The 18,029-nt window shown below is 44.8% G+C and carries 14 protein-coding genes; 10 read left to right on the plus strand and 4 right to left on the minus strand.

The window, feature by feature from the left end:
* Positions 1–389 precede the first annotated feature (389 nt).
* Both ABID99_RS21220 and ABID99_RS21225 read left to right on the plus strand, forming a co-directional pair.
* A complete protein-coding gene (locus ABID99_RS21220) occupies positions 390–1,115 on the plus strand; it encodes a M23 family metallopeptidase (protein WP_373615042.1) in 726 nt (241 codons plus the stop codon).
* Positions 1,112–1,870, plus strand: a complete 759-nt coding sequence (locus tag ABID99_RS21225; RefSeq protein WP_373615043.1) for a DUF4846 domain-containing protein — start codon at positions 1,112–1,114, stop codon at positions 1,868–1,870. The genes ABID99_RS21220 and ABID99_RS21225 overlap by 4 nt, the downstream gene beginning before the upstream one ends.
* A 196-nt stretch (positions 1,871–2,066) precedes the next feature.
* On the opposite strand, the gene ABID99_RS21230 is transcribed toward ABID99_RS21225, so the two are convergent.
* Positions 2,067–3,086, minus strand: a complete 1,020-nt coding sequence (locus ABID99_RS21230) for an aldo/keto reductase (RefSeq protein WP_090534274.1) — start codon at positions 3,084–3,086, stop codon at positions 2,067–2,069.
* An 86-nt stretch (positions 3,087–3,172) separates the two neighbouring features.
* Complete coding sequence (locus tag ABID99_RS21235; protein ID WP_373615044.1) at positions 3,173–3,469, minus strand: GIY-YIG nuclease family protein; 297 nt, start codon at positions 3,467–3,469, stop codon at positions 3,173–3,175.
* Positions 3,470–3,968: 499 nt separating this feature from the next.
* Here ABID99_RS21235 and ABID99_RS21240 point away from each other — a divergent pair, with 499 nt between their 5' ends.
* Positions 3,969–4,295, plus strand: a complete 327-nt coding sequence (locus tag ABID99_RS21240; protein ID WP_188834777.1) for a hypothetical protein — start codon at positions 3,969–3,971, stop codon at positions 4,293–4,295.
* A gap of 66 nt (positions 4,296–4,361) precedes the next feature.
* The gene (locus ABID99_RS21245; protein WP_373615045.1) at positions 4,362–5,975 is read left to right on the plus strand and encodes a mechanosensitive ion channel family protein; all 1,614 of its coding nucleotides are present in this window, start codon (positions 4,362–4,364) and stop codon (positions 5,973–5,975) included.
* A gap of 201 nt (positions 5,976–6,176) precedes the next feature.
* Here ABID99_RS21245 and ABID99_RS21250 read toward each other — a convergent pair whose 3' ends face one another.
* Positions 6,177–7,157, minus strand: coding sequence for an acyl-ACP desaturase (locus tag ABID99_RS21250; protein WP_091172035.1), 981 nt, complete (start codon positions 7,155–7,157; stop codon positions 6,177–6,179).
* Between the two features lie 302 nt (positions 7,158–7,459).
* Positions 7,460–7,687, minus strand: coding sequence for a hypothetical protein (locus tag ABID99_RS21255; RefSeq protein WP_373615046.1), 228 nt, complete (start codon positions 7,685–7,687; stop codon positions 7,460–7,462).
* A gap of 705 nt (positions 7,688–8,392) precedes the next feature.
* On the opposite strand from ABID99_RS21255, the gene ABID99_RS21260 reads away from it, so the two are divergent.
* The 6 genes from ABID99_RS21260 to ABID99_RS21285 all read left to right on the plus strand — a co-directional run bounded on the left by ABID99_RS21260 (position 8,393) and on the right by ABID99_RS21285 (position 17,779).
* A complete protein-coding gene (locus ABID99_RS21260; RefSeq protein ID WP_373615047.1) occupies positions 8,393–9,739 on the plus strand; it encodes a sensor histidine kinase in 1,347 nt (448 codons plus the stop codon).
* Positions 9,740–9,750: 11 nt separating this feature from the next.
* Positions 9,751–10,230, plus strand: a complete 480-nt coding sequence (locus tag ABID99_RS21265; protein ID WP_373615048.1) for a cellulose biosynthesis cyclic di-GMP-binding regulatory protein BcsB — start codon at positions 9,751–9,753, stop codon at positions 10,228–10,230.
* A 190-nt stretch (positions 10,231–10,420) separates the two neighbouring features.
* Positions 10,421–11,839, plus strand: coding sequence for a cellulose biosynthesis cyclic di-GMP-binding regulatory protein BcsB (locus tag ABID99_RS21270; protein ID WP_373615923.1), 1,419 nt, complete (start codon positions 10,421–10,423; stop codon positions 11,837–11,839).
* Positions 11,840–12,002: 163 nt separating this feature from the next.
* Positions 12,003–13,856 (plus strand): glycosyltransferase family 2 protein, encoded by a 1,854-nt coding sequence (locus ABID99_RS21275; protein WP_373615049.1) that lies wholly within the window; start codon positions 12,003–12,005, stop codon positions 13,854–13,856.
* Positions 13,853–15,421: a hypothetical protein gene (locus ABID99_RS21280; protein WP_373615050.1), complete on the plus strand. Its 1,569-nt coding sequence runs from the start codon at positions 13,853–13,855 to the stop codon at positions 15,419–15,421. The genes ABID99_RS21275 and ABID99_RS21280 overlap by 4 nt, the downstream gene beginning before the upstream one ends.
* A 1,317-nt stretch (positions 15,422–16,738) precedes the next feature.
* Entirely contained in the window at positions 16,739–17,779 is a 1,041-nt protein-coding gene (locus ABID99_RS21285) for an IS110 family transposase (protein WP_091169225.1), read from the plus strand.
* Positions 17,780–18,029 lie beyond the last annotated feature (250 nt).

Here is an 18,029-nt window from a genome sequence, read left to right on the forward strand (position 1 = left end):
TCAGGGAAGCCCTGAAAAAAACCTAATGACATGTAAAATATATTTTAGCGGTGTTGCGCGTGGGCCGCGTTAGGGATTGCAGTGTAAAGCCCGCAGCGTGTAGAGAAGTTGCGGGCAGGAAAAGCGAGGACTTGCAACGGAAAGCCCGGGCCGCAGGCAACGCCCATGTTATACAACTGATCGAAAAAAATATACTTAATAACTTACAATCACGTCATTATAAGAAACGAAGACAACCGAGCGAAGCGAACTCATTAATACCTATAAAAAACAAATTATAGATATTAATAATCGCGAACTATACAGAGCGGATCTGCTAATCTGGGATTGCTTCGTTCCTCGCAATGACGCGTTTGACATCTTGAAACTACTTACTGACCACAAACCTTATGCAAAAACTTGTCCTGTTTTTTTCTTTTCTGTTGATAAGCACCGGGGCTTTAGCTCAGGCCGACACTTCTGCGTTTACCAAATTCAATGATTTTAATAACCTGGTTTTAAACGGTGGTGTCAAAAAACCGGAAGCTCAAAAGCAATTTGAAACCCTGTTAAAACGAATTAACATCCTGGAAATGATCCGTGCTGAGCGGATCATTCCAAAAACACAATGGGTATTCCCCTTAAAGGGCTATAAAAGCAGCGCCATTGGCGGTACTCACGGTAATGGTTACTTCGATAAGGGTTACCGCTATCTTGACGGCAACAAGCATGGCGCCCATCCTGCACATGACATTTTTATTAATGATAAAAACCAGGATTGTATCGATGACCGTACCGGTAACCCTGTTGATGTAGTTAGTGTAGATGACGGCTGGGTGATAGCCTGTACCAATCAATGGGAACCCAACAGCAATATGCGGGGAGGCAAATTTATCTGGATCTATCATCCGGCAACTCATATTTTTACGTACTATGCGCACAATAAGCAGATTTTTGTAAAACCGGGTGACTACGTTACGCAGGGACAAAAAATAGCCGAAGTTGGCCGCACGGGTTATAACGCTTATAAAAAACGTTCGCCTACCCACCTGCATTTTTCGGCATTTAAACTGATAGATGGTATCCCCGTTCCTTATAACCCATATGAACAGCTAAAAAAAGTCAAAACGTTATGAAAATCCTGATCACCTGCCTGCTCTTATTTTTGAATATTAACATTGCTCCTCCGGATAATGTGATTAAAAGGTTCGCGGTACCGGCAGGCTATCAGCGTATAACAGCGTCGCCCGGCAGTTTTGGGGCATGGCTGCAGGCTTTACCTTTAAAGCCGGCGGGCACACCAACCAAAACTTACAAAGGCGATATTGCCCGCACCGATGTTTACACCGCTGCGGTTATTGACATGAGCATAGGCAACCAGGACTTACAGCAATGCGCCGACGCAGTGATGCGCCTCCGTGCCGAATACCTTTATCAGCAAAAAAAATTCGACGAAATTTCTTTCAACTTTACCAGTGGTTTTAAATGCGACTATGCTCACTATGCCAAGGGCTATCGCTACAAAAACGACCATTGGGTATTGAAAGCCAAACCCGATTATTCGTACCCGGCATTTTTAAATTACATGAACCTGGTGTTCAGTTATGCCGGCACCCTGTCCCTGCAAAAAGAATTAAAAACTGTAGCTAACCCCAATGATGTAAAACCAGGTGATGTGTTCATCCGTGGGGGCTCGCCCGGGCATTGTTTTATTGTGCTCGATGTTGTAGAAAATGCCGCTCATCAAAAGCAATTTTTACTGGCGCAGAGTTTTATGCCGGCCCAAAATATCCAGGTGCTAAAATATGATTCACCCTGGTTTGCTATGGACCAGCACAGCGGGATCATGTATGGCGAGTTGATCAGTAAAAATTATCTGAAGCGGTTTTAGGAGGAATAATAAATACCCAATTGTCATTTCGACGAACCCGTTGGGGAAAGCGCGGGGCTGGTGAGGAGAAATCTCCTACGCCATGCTGTAGATAAGTAGCAACGTTGTACACCATAGGAGATTTCTCCTTTGCCCCAGTGCTCAAACCAGCCCTTGCTCAGTCGAAATGACAATTTTTATATAATGCAGGAGATAATTATCTTTTTTCAACCCTGTCATAAAACCCACCGAAACTGTTCATTTTCACGGCATCCTCATTGAAAAAGTCGCCGGGGAAACCTAATTCAATAGCGCTAACTTCATTGAGCTTTTTGAAATGTTCGGGAGTTAATTTGGTATCGATGGCCTTGAGGTTATCATTTAACTGGTCAATTTTGGTAGCGCCCACAATAGGGATGCAACTAAAATCCCTGTCCATCATCCATTGCAGGGCAACAGTACTTTCGGATACCCCTAATTCAGCGGCGATGCCAACAACCACTTCAGTAATAGTTTTAGCCCTGTCGTTACGGCGGTTACTTTCCGGTTTTACACGTCCCTGTTCGCCGCGCAGGTATTTACCGGTTAAAGCACCACCTGCCAACGGGGCCCATGGGGTAACCGTCATGCCGTAATGTTTTGCCATCGGTATCAGCTCCCGCTCGGCAGTCCGGGCCAGCAGGCTGTACTCCACCTGTAAAGCGATGAACTGGCTCCAGCCCATCAGCCCGGCAAGGGTATTCCCTTTTGATACTACCCATGCGGGCGTATCACTGATAGCGGCATAGGTTACTTTGCCCTGTTTTATCAAGTCGTCTAACCCGCGCAGCACCTCATCAATAGGTGTAATATTATCCCAGATGTGCAGGTACAGCACGTCAATAAAATCAGTTTTGAGGCGTTTAAGGCTTTCTTCCACGCTCCGCATCATGTTTTTGCGGTTATTGCCCGATGCATTGGGATTGGTAGTATTATCTTTTAGGGTGTACTTGGTAGCCAGCACAAAATAATCGCGGTCATGATTACCCAGGTATTCGCCAATGATCTTCTCGCTGGTACCCAGTTTATAAACATTGGCGGTATCAATAAAATTGCCGCCTGCATTGGCAAAGGCATCCATAATGGCAAAGCTGGCATCTTTTTCGGCGCCCCACCCGCCTTCGGTACCGAAGCCCATAGTGCCCAGGCATAATTCAGAAACTTTAAGGCCCGAGCGGCCTAATAATTTGTAGTTCATATATGGTGATGTTTTGTGTAACGTTTTAAAATATGTTATTGGCAAAGCGCGGCAATCTTGTAGCCAATGCATTGCGGCTATGCAGATCAATCATACCAGTCTACACTTAAATCTCCCCACGATGGATTAGCTGCCACTATCAAATCAATTTTCTTTTGCCTTGATCCTGCTTTCAATTGTTTTTCTCTGGCTATGGCATCGTCTATCCATTGAAATTGTTCAAAGTATACCAATTTATCGCACGCATATTTTGCCGTATAACCTTTATAGATCTTTTTCTTATGCTCTAATATCCTGTTATGTAAATCACTCGATACTCCTACGTACAACACTGTGTTAGCTTTGTTTGTTAAAATATAAGCGAAGTATTGGTGTACTTTCATTAGATAAGGTTTGGCGCTAATCTAAAAGAATTAATATTAAACTACACCATTTTTAAACATCCACCTCATTGCGGGGAGGCAGATTGGCACATGCATAATCCAACCATTAAAAGTTATGTCATTGCGAGGAGCAGCACGGGCAAAAGAGCGTCCGGGCGACGTGGCAATCTCGTCGTTATGCCTCTACGATATGCAAAGCCGCTGAGCATAGCTACGAGATTGCCGCGCTTCGCTCGCAATGACATATTGGATTGGCACATATATAATCCAACCATTAAAAGTTATGTCATTGCGAGGAGCAGCACGGGCTAAAGAGCATTCGGGCGACGTGGCAATCTCTTCGTTATGCCTCTGTGATATGCAAAGTCGCGGAGCATAGCTACGAGATTGCCGCGCTTCGCTCGCAATGACATATTTTTTTATAATCAGAGGAAAGTCGAGTACAAACAATCCCTCCTTCAACTTTGTACTATTTAATACATCGCTAATATACCAAATTATGAAAATCATCACCCTCCATACCAATACCGACATCAACCAGTTATACCAGTTACTGCACGAAAAACTTAACCCGCTGTTTCAGGAGCAACGAAAAAGCGAATTAAATTTCACCGTTGAGCGCAAAGGCGGGGCGGTTGAAATTTCGTTGCCTGCTGTTTATGAAGGCGCACTGTTCAGCATCGCGATTAACGGTAACGAACTTTGGATTACCCGGAATGAGCATTATGTTGATGACGTAAATTCGCTCACCGTCGAATCGATCCTGAACGATCTGTTCAGCAAAATTGCCGGTAATTTGGGGACGGATCTGGTACAAGAAGGATAGTGGGCATAACGCTAAGCAAATTGAAATGAGCCAAATAATTTTTAGCTTTAACAGAAAAACATCCCTATGCCTAAAATTTATAGCCTGCTCATCCTTTTTCTGTTTGCTGCATTTACCACACGGGCACAAAAACTCCCTGAAAAAAACGGCGAACCGGTGATCATTAACCGGGATACCCTGTTTAAATTTTATGCCCCGCAGGGATTGTTTGATCCTAAAGAGCGCGCCGGGATTGTTACCCAACGCATTAAGGCCCTGATGAGCCGGATAGATTTTAACCCGGATTCGTTAACGCTTAAAAACGATACGTCCATATCGGTAATAACCTACAACGGCCAGATGATCATGGGCGTTAATAATACCGATGCCTCTTACTCCGAACTGAACCGGCCGCAGCTGGCAGCAAGCTATCTGTCTATATTAAAAAATAAGCTCGGCAACGTTTTTGAAAGCAACAGCCCTAAACAACTAATTACAAACGTGCTTGAGGCCGTGGCGGTTATTATACTGCTTATTGTGCTGATCTGGATTGTTAATAAAGGTTTTAGGTGGATAAAACTTAAAATTATACGGGGATGGGAAAACCGTGTTAAAAAGCTGGCAGAAAAAGGAGCTCCAATAGCCTATGCCTCGCGGCTACTTCCGTTTATCAGTGGATTGATAAATATTGCGCGCCTGTTCATTATCCTGTTGCTGGTTTACCTGGCCTTACCGGTATTGTTTTATATTTTCCCTTCCTCGCAGCCTATCGCCACACAGTTGATCGGCTTTGTGGTTAACCCGTTGAAAAGTATCCTGCTGGCCATTGTCCGTTTTATACCCAACCTGCTTACCATAACAGTTATTTATCTGGTTACCCGCTACATTGTAAAACTGGTAAAATTTATAGCTACCGAAATAGCAAACGGGGCCATCGCTTTAAAAGGCTTTTACCCTGAATGGGCCATCCCAACTTACAATATCATCCGGGTACTGATGTACGCGTTTATGTTTGTGGTGATATTTCCTTACTTGCCGGGATCGCAGTCTAAAGTGTTCCAGGGGGTTACCGTGTTTATAGGCGTATTGTTTTCGTTAGGTTCCTCCTCGGCTATTGCCAATATGGTATCGGGCATTGTGCTTACCTATATGCGCCCCTTTAAAATTGGCGACCGCATCAAAGTTGGCGAAATTATGGGCGATGTGATTGAGAAAAACCTTCTGGTTACCCGTGTGCGTACCATTAAAAACGAAGATGTAACCGTGCCCAACGCTACCATTTTAAGCGGTGCTACGGTTAACTATACTTCATCATCAAAAACTTTGGGTTTGATACTGAATACCAGTGTTACTATAGGCTACGATGCCCCCTGGGAAACCATTCATAACCTGCTCATCAGCGCGGCTGAAGCAACAGAAGGCATTCTTGCCAACCCAAAACCGTTTGTACTGCAAACCGCTTTGAATGATTTTAATGTAAGCTACCAGATAAATGCTTATACCGATCAGCCCGGCAAAATGGCCGTGATCTATTCGGCATTGTATCAAAACATACAGGATAAGTTTAACGAAGCAGGCATGGAGATCATGTCGCCGCATTTTACAGCTGTACGCGATGGAAGCCACATCCAGATCCCCGAAAACTACGTTGCCAATGGGTATAAAAAACCGGGGTATAAGATAGAACGGGAAGAAAGCTAAAAGCCATTAATAAGCCGAAAGCCGAAGGCTATAGGAAAGAAGCTATAAGCAAAAAGCTTAAAGCACAAAGCTATGAAAAAGAAGCGCTTTATCGGATAGGGCACAAGTCATTCACCCTCATGCCAGCCACACAAGACTTGCGCCAGAAAAGTGAAAAAGAAGCTTATCAAACCGATTGCAAAGCAAAGCTTTAAGCTAAAATCAACCGTTAATCCAGGTAAACTTATACTCCAGCATTGGGTTTTTCATGCGCTCGGCTACACGCAGTAAGCGGGCCGGAAGGTTTACCACGTAATCGCGGGCCTTTTCGCCCGCTTCGTCCAAACCTGTGATACTTTCGATGTGCCAGTCGGTCAAAAGCTCTTTCAGGATATCCACATAGTCGATAGCTGTATAGATCCCCAAACGCTGTGCAGCATCGGTGAAGTGACCAAAAGTTTGACCAACCTTTAAACCAACCTCACGCAGGAAGTGGGCAGGCATCACAATCTTTTTACGCATCATATCCTCAAAAGCTACCATAGCCTCACTTGGATCTACCTCAAATATTTTTTCGATAAAGTATTTGTAAGCTTTGGCATGGCGGGCTTCATCAGATGCGATAACACCGCACATTTTTGAAAGCAGCGGATCGCCGTATTTCTTGGCCTGTGAGGCCACGCGGCGGTGCGATACATTGGTTGCCAGCTCCTGGAAAGAGGTATATATAAAGTTACGGTACGGATCATGACCGGTACCGATGTCAAAACCATCGGAGATGAGGTATTGGGTGGAGATCTCCATCATGCGCATATCCACACGACCAGACAGGTACAAGTATTTGTTAAGCAGGTCGCCATGGCGGTTTTCTTCACCGGTCCAGTGGCGGGTCCATTTCATCCAGCCGCCCTCTTCATTGTCAGATACCCCTTCAACCATGGTAAGCCATGATTCGTAAGTAGGCAGGGCCTCTTCGGTAATAGTATCGCCAATTAAAACGGCGATCAGATCATATGAAAGGCCCGCGGCGCTTTCCTGCAATTCCTTAATTTCAGTAAAGAACGAGTCCCTTGAAGAGTCGGGCAAAAAATCAGACGGCTGCCAGATGGTATCAATCGGTTTCAGGTATTCATGTATCTTTTCTAACATGAACTTTTCGATATGCACCATTACTTCTCTGCGCTTTTCTTCAAAAAATCTCATAACTGTATATTAGTGAGCAAAGGTAATAAAATTGTAACATTAATGTTTAAAATTTCACTGTACGGCGCTAATTGCGTCTTTCATACACAAGGGGAAATTTCCCATAACCGGCCTGCCGTTAAACAGTGAAAAACTACTGTTATAATCCCAAAGCATGCCAAAAATATCAAGCTCTTTTAAAGCCTTGCGTACAGATTTAATATAACGGCGGCGGCTATGTGCATCGGCATATTTGTTATAGACGCTTTACGCACCACAATAATGGGTACATTATATTTCAAGACCCGATTTTTTATAATTTGCTATTTATCATTTATAGATTGTCCGTTACCATCTCGCGGGTACGTCCGGTAATTGCTTTGGTCGCAGGTATTTTTTGCTTTTGGATTAAGTGCAGGAAAATTTTCCGCATTGTATGGAAATGATACCCCGGTGATTGAAACCTGGTCACCTATCCGGCTTGCGCCCTGGTGAATAAAAAAGAAAGGCTCGTATAAGTGAAAATTGCAGATGATATGGTTATCGGCCACCTTACAACCTGCTTAGCTCATAGATGCTGATATAATTTGATGCACTTACGATCAGGGTTTGTTGTTTATCAATCTACGGATAAGCGTAACAATATTATCCGCGGCAACTTTCCACAGTTTGGGGTTAATATGGGGCAGTTCCTTATAATTCTCAAAAAACAGGTTACTATAATCTGCGTTTTTATACCTTTTAGTTAATTTTAGCCACAAATCAATTACCAGGGGTGTTTCTGTAAGGTAATTATTATCATTTAAGCGGCCGTAATGATAATCTATAACTAACCTAAATCCGTAAGTATTGCATTGCTCAACACCTTTATCTATATAGGTAAATAGCTGCGCAGTTGTCGCCGGGCCAAAAGGAAGTAAAAGCCACAGGCAGCCTGATGCTTTTAAAGCCCAGCTTTTTGAACAGCAGAAAAATGGATTTTTTAATGGCGTTTGGGCCGTTGAGCTTTCGTTCTGGATTTGCGCAAGCCATAAATACTGATGCCCTTGCTTAAACTTTGGCCCGGTTTAAAAGCGACCTTCCGAACTTGCCGGGGAATTGGACGGCTTTTTGCAACGGCAATTATTACTGTTGGCAACAGTAACAACAAACCTGTTTAAATTATCGTATAACGAATATATTTGTCTATCAAATAATTAACGGAGTTAATTTAAACAGCGGCCTTAATTTTTAATTACAATTCAAGATAACAAATAATGTTTGTTCAAATTAGCAACGAAGAATTAATTAGAGAGACCTCCAAAAAAGCATGGTATCAAACCAATAATATAATCTGGACAATTATATTGCTTTACCCTACCTTTTCCATAATTGACTATATATACGAACCTAATATTTGGTTGCAGTTTCTTATTGGCAGGTTAATTACTATCATGCTCATTTTAGGCTTACATAACCTTTTCCAAGCAAAAAAGTACAGTTACCGCATACTGCTCCATATCAGCTTTTTTATGCTATCGGCCACAACAGCCATGTTGTGCAACCTTGTGAACATACAACACCTTAATATTTACTTCCTGCTTTTTGCAACCATTATACTATTCTTTAATTTACAGGTTTTTTGGGAACCGTTGAATTCCATTATACAAACTTTAATGGCCTTTTTGCTGCTAGCTATTTTTTACAACCTTTTAAGTGAATATAATTTAGACCTTATATTAAGTAATGGCGGCCAAATATTTTTCATTATCGCGGGCATATCATGCCTGGTCCCCCGGGCGCGTTACAAGGTGATCCAGCGTGAAGTACGCGCGCAGATCATGATCGAAAAATCAAACGAGCAGCTTAAACAGCAAAACAAGGATATCAACGAAAAAAATAACCTCATCGATCATCAGTATGAGCAGCTCCGCAAGCTCGACAGCCAAAAGAACAGCTTTATCAATATTGCCGGGCACGACCTTAAAAACCTCATCGGCTCTATTATAATGAGCAACAACATGATCAGGGAAGAGGATTTCAGGCTCAGCACCGACCAGAAAGAATTTGTGGGCTACATCGCCGAATCGGCTGATAAGATGCAGTATATGCTCAACAAGCTGATGGATGTTAAGGAGATCGAATCGCCGGATATGAAATTCAACATGGAGATCTTTGATATCAACGTTGAAGTAATGCATGTTTTTAAAGGCTTGTACGAAACAGCCCTCATGAAAAACATCCACCTGGTGGATAACATCCTGAAGCTGCCCCTCAACGTGCGGCTCGACAAAGTATTTGCAGGCCAGGTGTTTCAAAACCTGCTATCAAACGCCATCAAATTTTCGCAAACCAATAACAGCATTAAGGTAGTAACCAGCCTGCAGCGCCAGCGTTTTGTTTTCGAGATCATTGACGAAGGTATAGCCATAGGCCAGCAGGAGCTGGACATGATGTTCAACAAGCTTAAAACGCTTAACGATACTCACGGCGTTACCGAAAGCCGCCTGGGTTTGGGTTTATCCATTGCCAAGCTGATGACACAGGAAATGGGCGGCGAGCTCAGCTACCGCAGCGATGACAACGGCAATTATTTCAGAGTAGAATTTTACGTAATAAATTAATATTGATATCAATGAATAAGTTTTTTACCTTATTAGCCTTTATCCTATTATTCAACACGGCTTCGCAGGCTCAGGGCAACAGCATTGCATCCTTTAAAGCCTACGGCCATGACGATGAGGTGGTATACGGCATGAGCGGCGCTATTTCATTTTACTTCAAGATCACCCCTTTGATTGAAATGAATGGCAGTAAACTGGTTTTATTTTTTGAACCGTCGCAGGCATTGATAAAATCGCATTCGTACATTAACCTGGTTATTAATAACAAACCGGCATACAGCAGCCGCCTGGGCCCCGATTCTATCCAGAAAATCACCCTTAACCTGAGCCGTGCCGACCTGAGCCCCGATAAGTTCCTCAAGATCCAGATCAAAACCCTGCTCACCATTACCGACGACCAGTGTAAAGACCTGGATAACCCGGCTATGTGGTTAAGGATCAAAAACTACTCATACCTGTCGCTGGTTAAAAGCAATAAAAAACTTTTTTGATAACGTAAATATCAGCAATTGCTTCGACTCCAAAAAAGCTATCGTTTACCCGTCAAACCCAAGCCTGCATGACCTTAAAGCCGTAGCCTGGGCCTATTCAAGGTTAAAAAAGACCCAAACACGTGAAATTGCCGTTTACGAAGAAAGCAAACTGCCCGACAGCGTTCGTAACTACATCAGGGTAGGCGCCATTGATAAATTACCTGCCGATGCGCGCGCATTGGTAAAAGTTACCCCGCAAAACGCGCAGGGTTTATTCTACCTGCATAAATCGGTAAGCCTGCTCACTGATACCATTGTGCACATGGTTGATGTAAAAGGCCGGTTTGTGCCGGTTAAAACCGTAACGCAGGAGCAATCGCCCAAAGAGGTGCTGTTTGTTACCGGCGGCGACGATACAGGTTATGAAAAGGCCATCACCGCCCTGGGCAACATGAACATCTTGAACTCAACCTATGGCGATTACCTGCTGATCAACAAGGCCGAGAACACCTTCTTTAAAACTATCGATGAAAACCGTTCAAAGCTATCCTTAAAACAAATTGGCGGCGTGAGCGACTTCCTGTCGGGCATCGGCTCGTTGAAAAGCGCTTACAGCTTTAAAAACAGTGATTTCAGCTTCACCCCTAAAGAAGTGGAGATCCGTTTTGTTGCCAATTACAGCGGCCTTGCCCCCGGCGACCGCGGTTTCTTCAACATATACCTTAACGGTTTGCTCATCAGCAGCGAAAAACTGGATGCATCGGGCAAGCTGAACAGCTCTATCACCATTAACCGTTATCAGCACCATAAATACAACACGCTGGAGGCCGAATTCAGGTTTTACCCTACCAACGGCAACTGCCGCAACAGCTTCACCAACTTTTTTGCCGAAGTTGACGTTGACAAATCATACCTCGAATCAAAAAACCCCTTCATCACCAGCGACCTGAGCTTTTACCAATATCCCGAGGCCTTTAACAACGGAACAACCAAAATTGTAGTAAGCGAGGAATACGCCAAATATGCCGCCGGCGCTATGGGCGAGATCATTTATGAGCTTAACAATAACATCAACGCCAACAACTTCCCCGAGTTTGTTTACTCGAAAGATTTGAAACAAACTGACTTCAAGCAATACAATATCATAGCCCTGCTGTCAAAAGATGATAAAATACTTAAGGAGTTTCGCGATGCCCCTATCCAGTTCGACAGGAACTTCAGGCTGTACAACACCGATAATAATAAACCGGTTTACGCGCTTTCGGATACGGTATCAAACGGCCTGGCGCAAATCTTTTACGGCGTAAGCAACAATGCTACCCTGGTGCTTACCGCTACCGGCACGCATGTTTCTGAAGCTTTTTTGGCGGTATCCAAATCCATTACCGAGCAGCTTTCAACCCTGTCGAGCAACGTTTGTATCTCGGATGTTAACTCCAACAAGTACCTGTTCAACATCAACAAATCCAGCGAAAACCTGGAATACATCGATACCAAGAGCGGCCTTACCCGTTTCTGGGACAGCTATAACCTGTACATTTTGCTGGGCATCCTGATCCTGATCCTGCTTTCGTTCCTGTATGTGCGGTCAAAAGTTCAAAAATCGCAGGATCTGTTTAACGATTAGTACCTCACCCTGCCCTCTCCAAAGGAGAGGGTTTTAAGAAAATGACGCTAAGGCATCATCATAAATACAATGACAAACCGCCTGCCCTCTCGAAAGGAGAAGGCTTAAAAAAAGCTCCCTCTCCTTTGGAGAGGGCGGGGGGTGAGGTTATAAAACACCTAATATGGATACATTGAGTATTTCTGTTCCTGAAATTTTGGTTGCCCACGGATTTATTTCGCCGGCCGACCAGGAAAAGATCCATGCTTTTTCGGAAAGATCGGGTATGTCATACCTCAAAATAGCCCTTAACTTCGGCTATGTTTCCCGCAAAAACTATGAACGCGCCTTAGGCAACGCGGGCTACCACTTTGCCGAAATCCGCCAGGAAGCCTTCGACCAGAAAATCCTCGACCAGGTTGACCTTAAATTTGCCAACGACCAGCTGGGCCTCCCTCTCCGCATCGAAAACAATAAGGTGGTTACCGTTATGGCCGACCCCGGCAATGAACTCTTCCTTGATTTTGTAAGGTTTACCTATGACATGGAACCCGAAGTTATCGTAGCATCCGATTTGGAGATCACCTGGCTAAGCCACAAGCTTACCGGGCAAAAATATGTGAAGGCATCCGTTTTCGAGCTCCTTAAGCGCGACCCAAAAAGCTCGGCCTCAACAACGTTCACCACATCACAGCTTGTTTTCATTTTTGCCTTGTGGGGTATTACCGCCATCGGCCTGTTCCTCAACTTCAAAAACGTATCCATCACCATTAACTTAATCATCAGTTCGTTTTTCCTGATAGCTATCATCTTCAAACTGTTTTTGGCGCTGGTAGGCTCCCGGTTTGAGCTGCACCAGGCCGTCACCAAAAATGATCTGCGCGCTATCGTAAACGAGGAGCTGCCTGTTTACACCATCCTGCTGCCCGTTTACAAGGAAGATAAGCTGATCAAAAAACTCATCTGGAACCTGCAAAGCCTCGACTATCCGCGCGAGCAGCTGGATATCAAGCTGCTTATTGAAGAAGATGATGATAAAACATTAAACGCCGTAAAAAACCTCGATTTCCCCGCTGTGTTTGAAGTTATTGTGGTGCCTTTCCACATGCCTAAAACCAAGCCCAAAGCGTGTAACTACGGTCTGCATTTTTCGAGGGGCCAATACCTCACCATTTATGATGCCGAGGATATCCCCGATACCGATCAGCTTAAAAAAGTGGTGGCCCTGTTTCATAAGCTGCCCGAAAACTATATCTGCATCCAAAGCGCCTTAAACTACTTTAACCGCAACGAAAACTTCCTCACCCGGATGTTCACCCTCGAGTATTCGTACTGGTTTGATTATATGCTGCCCGGTTTGGATACGCTGGATATCCCCATCCCGCTGGGCGGCACCAGCAATCACTTTAAAATGGACGCGCTGATTGAGCTTGGCGCCTGGGACCCCTTTAACGTAACCGAAGATGCCGACCTTGGCGTACGCGCCTATGCCAAAGGCTATAAGGTGGCCATAGTAAACTCCACCACGTACGAGGAAGCTAATAACAACTTCTGGAACTGGATCCGTCAGCGCTCGCGCTGGATCAAGGGCTACATGCAAACCTACCTGGTGCACATGCGCAACCCGCCGGCCCTCATCCGTAAAATAGGCTTTCGCGGTTTCCTGGGTTTTAACTTTTTCATCGGCGCCACATCTGCCACCTTTTTAATTTACCCGGTGCTGCTCATCATCTTTATCTGTTACCTCATATTTGATTTTTCAACCATCCGCAATTTGTTTCCGGACTGGGTGCTGTTCATGTCGATATTTAACCTCATGGTGGGTAATATCCTCATGATCTATATCAACATGATGGCCGTATTTAAACGCCGCTATTTCGAGCTCATATTGTTTGCCATTGCCAACCCGGTTTACTGGCTCATGCACTCGGTAGCGGCCTATATGGGCCTGTACCAGCTTATCACCAATCCGTTTTACTGGGAAAAAACCAACCACGGTTTAAGTAAGGTTAATAACCCCACAAACGTTATTAAATGAAAATTGCCAAAAGTACATACCTGTTTATATTTACCCTGGTGCTGGCCGCCTGGTACCTGGTTATCGGCGTATACCTTAACCACTTAGGCTATTATAACCAGGAAAGCCTTTTTTATGTCGAAAAAACAAAGATCGTGTTTGAGGGGTTGGGCAACCGCCTTAAAGTAATGGGCCTAACCGCCCCGCTGCTGCCCTTTTACTCCTCGCTTATATTTTCGTGGGTAAACAGTTACCTCGCCCCGGTCATCGCATCGGCGCTGGGTACGGCAGGCTTCTTTTATCTTATTTCGCGCTCGTTTGTTATCAGGGTGAAGGACGATTTTTACCTCATCATGGTAGCCCTGCTATTTTTGCTGCATCCCGGTATCATTTACATGGCCTGCTCGGGCAAAGCCATTTACCTGGTAGTGATCTTCGTGTACCTGTTTTTCCTTAACCTGCTTAAGTTTTACCGCTCAAACACCACGTTCCACGTATCCATAGCCAGCATGTGTTTGGTATTGCTCATTTTTTGCGATTACCGCTTTATCTGGCTTACGCTGTTCTTTATTCCGCTGGTACTGTCTATCACGCTGGCCAGCCTTAACCTGGGCGAAAAGGAATCCATTTTCAGGCTGTTCATGAGCTTTAACAGTCCGTCGTTAAGGCGTAAGCTTATCAATAAAACTTTTGCCATTTACGTGATCCTGTTTATCCTGCCCGTGGTATCGCTGGTTTGCTATAAACTGCTTAACCAAACCCACGCCAGCGACTATAACTACTTTATGGAAAGCCCCCTGGCCACCTGGAACGTACTGGTCGACAAGCTGAATTATGACACCGCCGCCACTGCCGTAAACTACCAGCTGCCCGAACTCAGCATCCTGGTATCATTAAGGGTGATATATTTTTGTCCGCTGATACTGTTTGGCCTGTACCTGCTGCGCGAAAGCACTTATCATGTGCTAACCGTGCTCACCCTGTTTGCCTTTGTTGAGTTTTTGCACATTAAGTACGATAAGCTGTTCCTCACCTACCAGTACTACCTTATATTTTTATTTGTGGCGCTGCTGTGTATCATATTTAAGGTGCGTACCATTAAAAATATGCTGCCCCTTAAACTGGGCCTGGCCTTTGTAATGGTACTGCAGCTGTATACCGGCTACACCTTTTTAACCAACTCGCTCATTACCGACGAGCGCCGCTTCATCACCACCCTTAGCCGGCTGGAACCTAATACCGATCAAAACGAAAGCAAAGAAATAGCAGCCTATATCAATAGCCTGCCCAATGGTACGCACATCCTCATGGACGATGCCGTATCATACCCCATTGTGGCCTTTACCAACAATATCAAAAAACTAACCCTGCCCTACCAGCTCAACTCGTTTCTGTCGGCCATTGAAACCCCATACAAATACGACGACTATATCCTGATAGCCACCCCCAAAAACCCCTTCACCGGCTACACCCAGCTCAGCGACAGGTACATCCCCGAAATCCGCCGCCTCAACAGTGGTGTAAACTATAAACGCGCCTACGAAACCGACGGTTGGATTTTGTATAAGGTTGTGACGTTGCAGTAATCAGTGGGCAGTTTTTGGTGGGCAGTTTGCAGTTAGTTTTTTAGTGGCAGTAGCAGTGGCAGTTGCAGTGATAGCGGCCTGTCACCCTGAGCCTGTCGAAGGGTCGCGTGCAGAGGCCTAACCCACCATGCTTCGAGAACCTCAGCATGACACCCGTTTTAATGTTGTCAACCTGAGTGCAAAGGCCTGTCAGCCTGAGCTTGTCGAAGGTTCGTGCGCAGAGGCCTAACCCACCATGCTTCGAGAACCTCAGCATGACACCCGTTTTAATGTTGTCAACCTGAGTGCAAAGGCATGTCACCCTGAGCTTGTCGAAGGGTCGCGCGCAGAGGCCTCACCCACCATGCTTCGAGAACCTCAGCATGACACCCGTTTTAATGTTGTCAACCTGAGTGCAAAGGCCTGTCAGCCTGAGCTTGTCGAAGGGTCGCGCGCAGAGGCCCTACCCACTATGTTTCGACAAGCTACCCATGACAAGATAAAAAATGTGTTTTTTCGCAGCAGATCAGCTTCGGGTGAAAACGAGCAGAACGATGCTGGGCGGTGCGGCTGCAGGGGCATAGCAAGTTTTTGCAGAAGCGGAGGCATAGCGTGCGAATCGGGGCAAAATAATTGCAGCCCGTGGTTCTGTTCGTTTTGCAGGGTAAAGGCCGCGCCGATGGCTATGGGGCCAGGTTGCGCGCAAAGAAGCCTCTCTGCTGCAAGCCTTTTTGGTTACTTTTGTGGCGACAAACGGCGGAGCCTTCTTGAGCACCTTAAAAAATGAACAATAGCGAAAAACGTAACTGGCCCCGCGCGGCCAGGAGCGCGACGATGTAAGTTTATAGAATAAAGTCTTTTATCTGCCTGCTGGGGTTTGCTTCGTAACTCAGCAATGACGTGGTGGAGATATCATTTCACCTTCAGAGCCACGGATTTAAACACTCAGCATAACAGCTGTCTCTTAATGCCTTAAATCCGAAATCGAAAATCCCAATTCCGAAATCAAATAATGGCGTTGCCTGCGGCCCGGGCTTTACGCTGCAAATCCTCGCCTTGCCCCTTCGCCAAGGCCTGAGCAAGGCTGTGGGTTTTCCGCTGCAATCCCTCCTATGTTTACATCTAATATTATTGTAATGATTTTATGAGTGAAAAGAGTGAGAGCACAGCAATCCCAAACAGCCTTGAGCATGTTGAGCGTTAGATATAGCCTCACTCCTTTACTTTTTTGAGTTTGAACAGAATGTAAGGAATACGACCAGGCAGTATATCCAGGATAACCAACAGGAGGAAAAACGAAGAAAGGTTTTCACTTATAACAGTTAAAAACTTTGATCAATGGCAAGCAGATTATTAAAACAAGTAGTAGGTATTGATGTGGCTCAAAAAGAGCTGGTGGTTTCTATCGGCAAGATGGATGAGCAGGCAGTTATAACAGTTTATGCGAACAAGATTTTTCCAAACAATGAAAAAGGATTTGCAAACCTGGAAGTATGGATAAACAAGCAAAGCATCCCCCAATATCCATTAAGATATGTAATGGAGGCCACAGGTGTATACCACGAGCGCCTTGCTTATTATCTGGCCGGCAAAGGGTATGCTGTAAGTATTGTCATGCCCAACAAGATCTCAAACTTCTTCAAGACACTGGAGATCAAAACAATTACCGATAAATCAATGTCTTTTGCCATAGCCATGTTCGGACTTGAAAAGAAACTGGATAACTGGGTACAACCCAAAAGGGTGTTCAGGACCCTGCGGCAGATAACCCGTGAAAGAGAACAACTTATTGCAGAAAGAACCATGATCAAGAACCAGCTACATGCTGAACAGTCCGAAGCTTTTCCGGGGGAAGATACTATCCGCAGAATGATGGACAGGATAAAGATGATTGGTGAACAACTTAAAGAAATACTTACTGAGATTAGAACAGCTGTAGCACAGGACAAACATTTAAAACAAACACTGGCTACCATTACCACTATTCCTGGAGTCGGCTTATTAACGGCCACTGTGATCATAGCCGAAACAAACGGCTTTGAGCTGATCAGGAGTAAAAAGCAGCTGACCAGTTACGCCGGGCTGGATGTCAGGGAAAAAGAATCCGGCTCATCCGTTAAGGGCAAACCCAAGATATCTAAAAGGGGGAACAAGCATTTACGAAAAGCCATGCACTTACCTGCATTAGCGGCCATAAGACATTCAGAAAGATATAAAGCTATATTTGTCCGGATCGTATCCCGAAATAGCGTGAAAATGAAAGCTACTGTAGCAGTACAAAGAAAATTATTGGAGATGGTATACACTATATACAAAACCAACAAACCATTCGAAAAAGACTACCTTCAACAGAATGCACACATATCCGAAAATAGTTAGAGCAGTCGCTTCAATTGAAGGACTGCCCTAAACAGGCTAACATAAAGCTGCCTAAGACTCAAAAATAAAAAATAACTTTTGCATATCAACACAGAATCTAACGCGGCCGGGGGCGCAAAGCCCGGAAGGCGCGGATATAATTGCAGGATTTTTTGCTACCGCAATGCTGTGCCTTGTGGTCAGTTGCTATGTACAGGTTTTGCTTGCAGCAGCGGAGGTAGCTTGGAGTTGGTGGGCTAAGTATAGGTTG

This window comes from Mucilaginibacter sp. OAE612, assembly GCF_041806395.1.
Taxonomy (GTDB): domain Bacteria; phylum Bacteroidota; class Bacteroidia; order Sphingobacteriales; family Sphingobacteriaceae; genus Mucilaginibacter; species Mucilaginibacter rubeus.

Coding starts and splice junctions, on each gene's coding strand:
- ABID99_RS21275 (WP_373615049.1), top strand. CDS start 12,003: ATGGATACATTGAGTATTTCTGTTCCTGAAATTTTGGTTGCCCACGGA.
- ABID99_RS21285 (WP_091169225.1), top strand. CDS start 16,739: ATGGCAAGCAGATTATTAAAACAAGTAGTAGGTATTGATGTGGCTCAA.
- ABID99_RS21245 (WP_373615045.1), top strand. CDS start 4,362: ATGCCTAAAATTTATAGCCTGCTCATCCTTTTTCTGTTTGCTGCATTT.
- ABID99_RS21240 (WP_188834777.1), top strand. CDS start 3,969: ATGAAAATCATCACCCTCCATACCAATACCGACATCAACCAGTTATAC.
- ABID99_RS21280 (WP_373615050.1), top strand. CDS start 13,853: ATGAAAATTGCCAAAAGTACATACCTGTTTATATTTACCCTGGTGCTG.
- ABID99_RS21230 (WP_090534274.1), bottom strand. CDS start 3,086: ATGAACTACAAATTATTAGGCCGCTCGGGCCTTAAAGTTTCTGAATTA.
- ABID99_RS21260 (WP_373615047.1), top strand. CDS start 8,393: ATGTTTGTTCAAATTAGCAACGAAGAATTAATTAGAGAGACCTCCAAA.
- ABID99_RS21250 (WP_091172035.1), bottom strand. CDS start 7,157: ATGAGATTTTTTGAAGAAAAGCGCAGAGAAGTAATGGTGCATATCGAA.
- ABID99_RS21265 (WP_373615048.1), top strand. CDS start 9,751: ATGAATAAGTTTTTTACCTTATTAGCCTTTATCCTATTATTCAACACG.
- ABID99_RS21220 (WP_373615042.1), top strand. CDS start 390: ATGCAAAAACTTGTCCTGTTTTTTTCTTTTCTGTTGATAAGCACCGGG.
- ABID99_RS21235 (WP_373615044.1), bottom strand. CDS start 3,469: ATGAAAGTACACCAATACTTCGCTTATATTTTAACAAACAAAGCTAAC.
- ABID99_RS21225 (WP_373615043.1), top strand. CDS start 1,112: ATGAAAATCCTGATCACCTGCCTGCTCTTATTTTTGAATATTAACATT.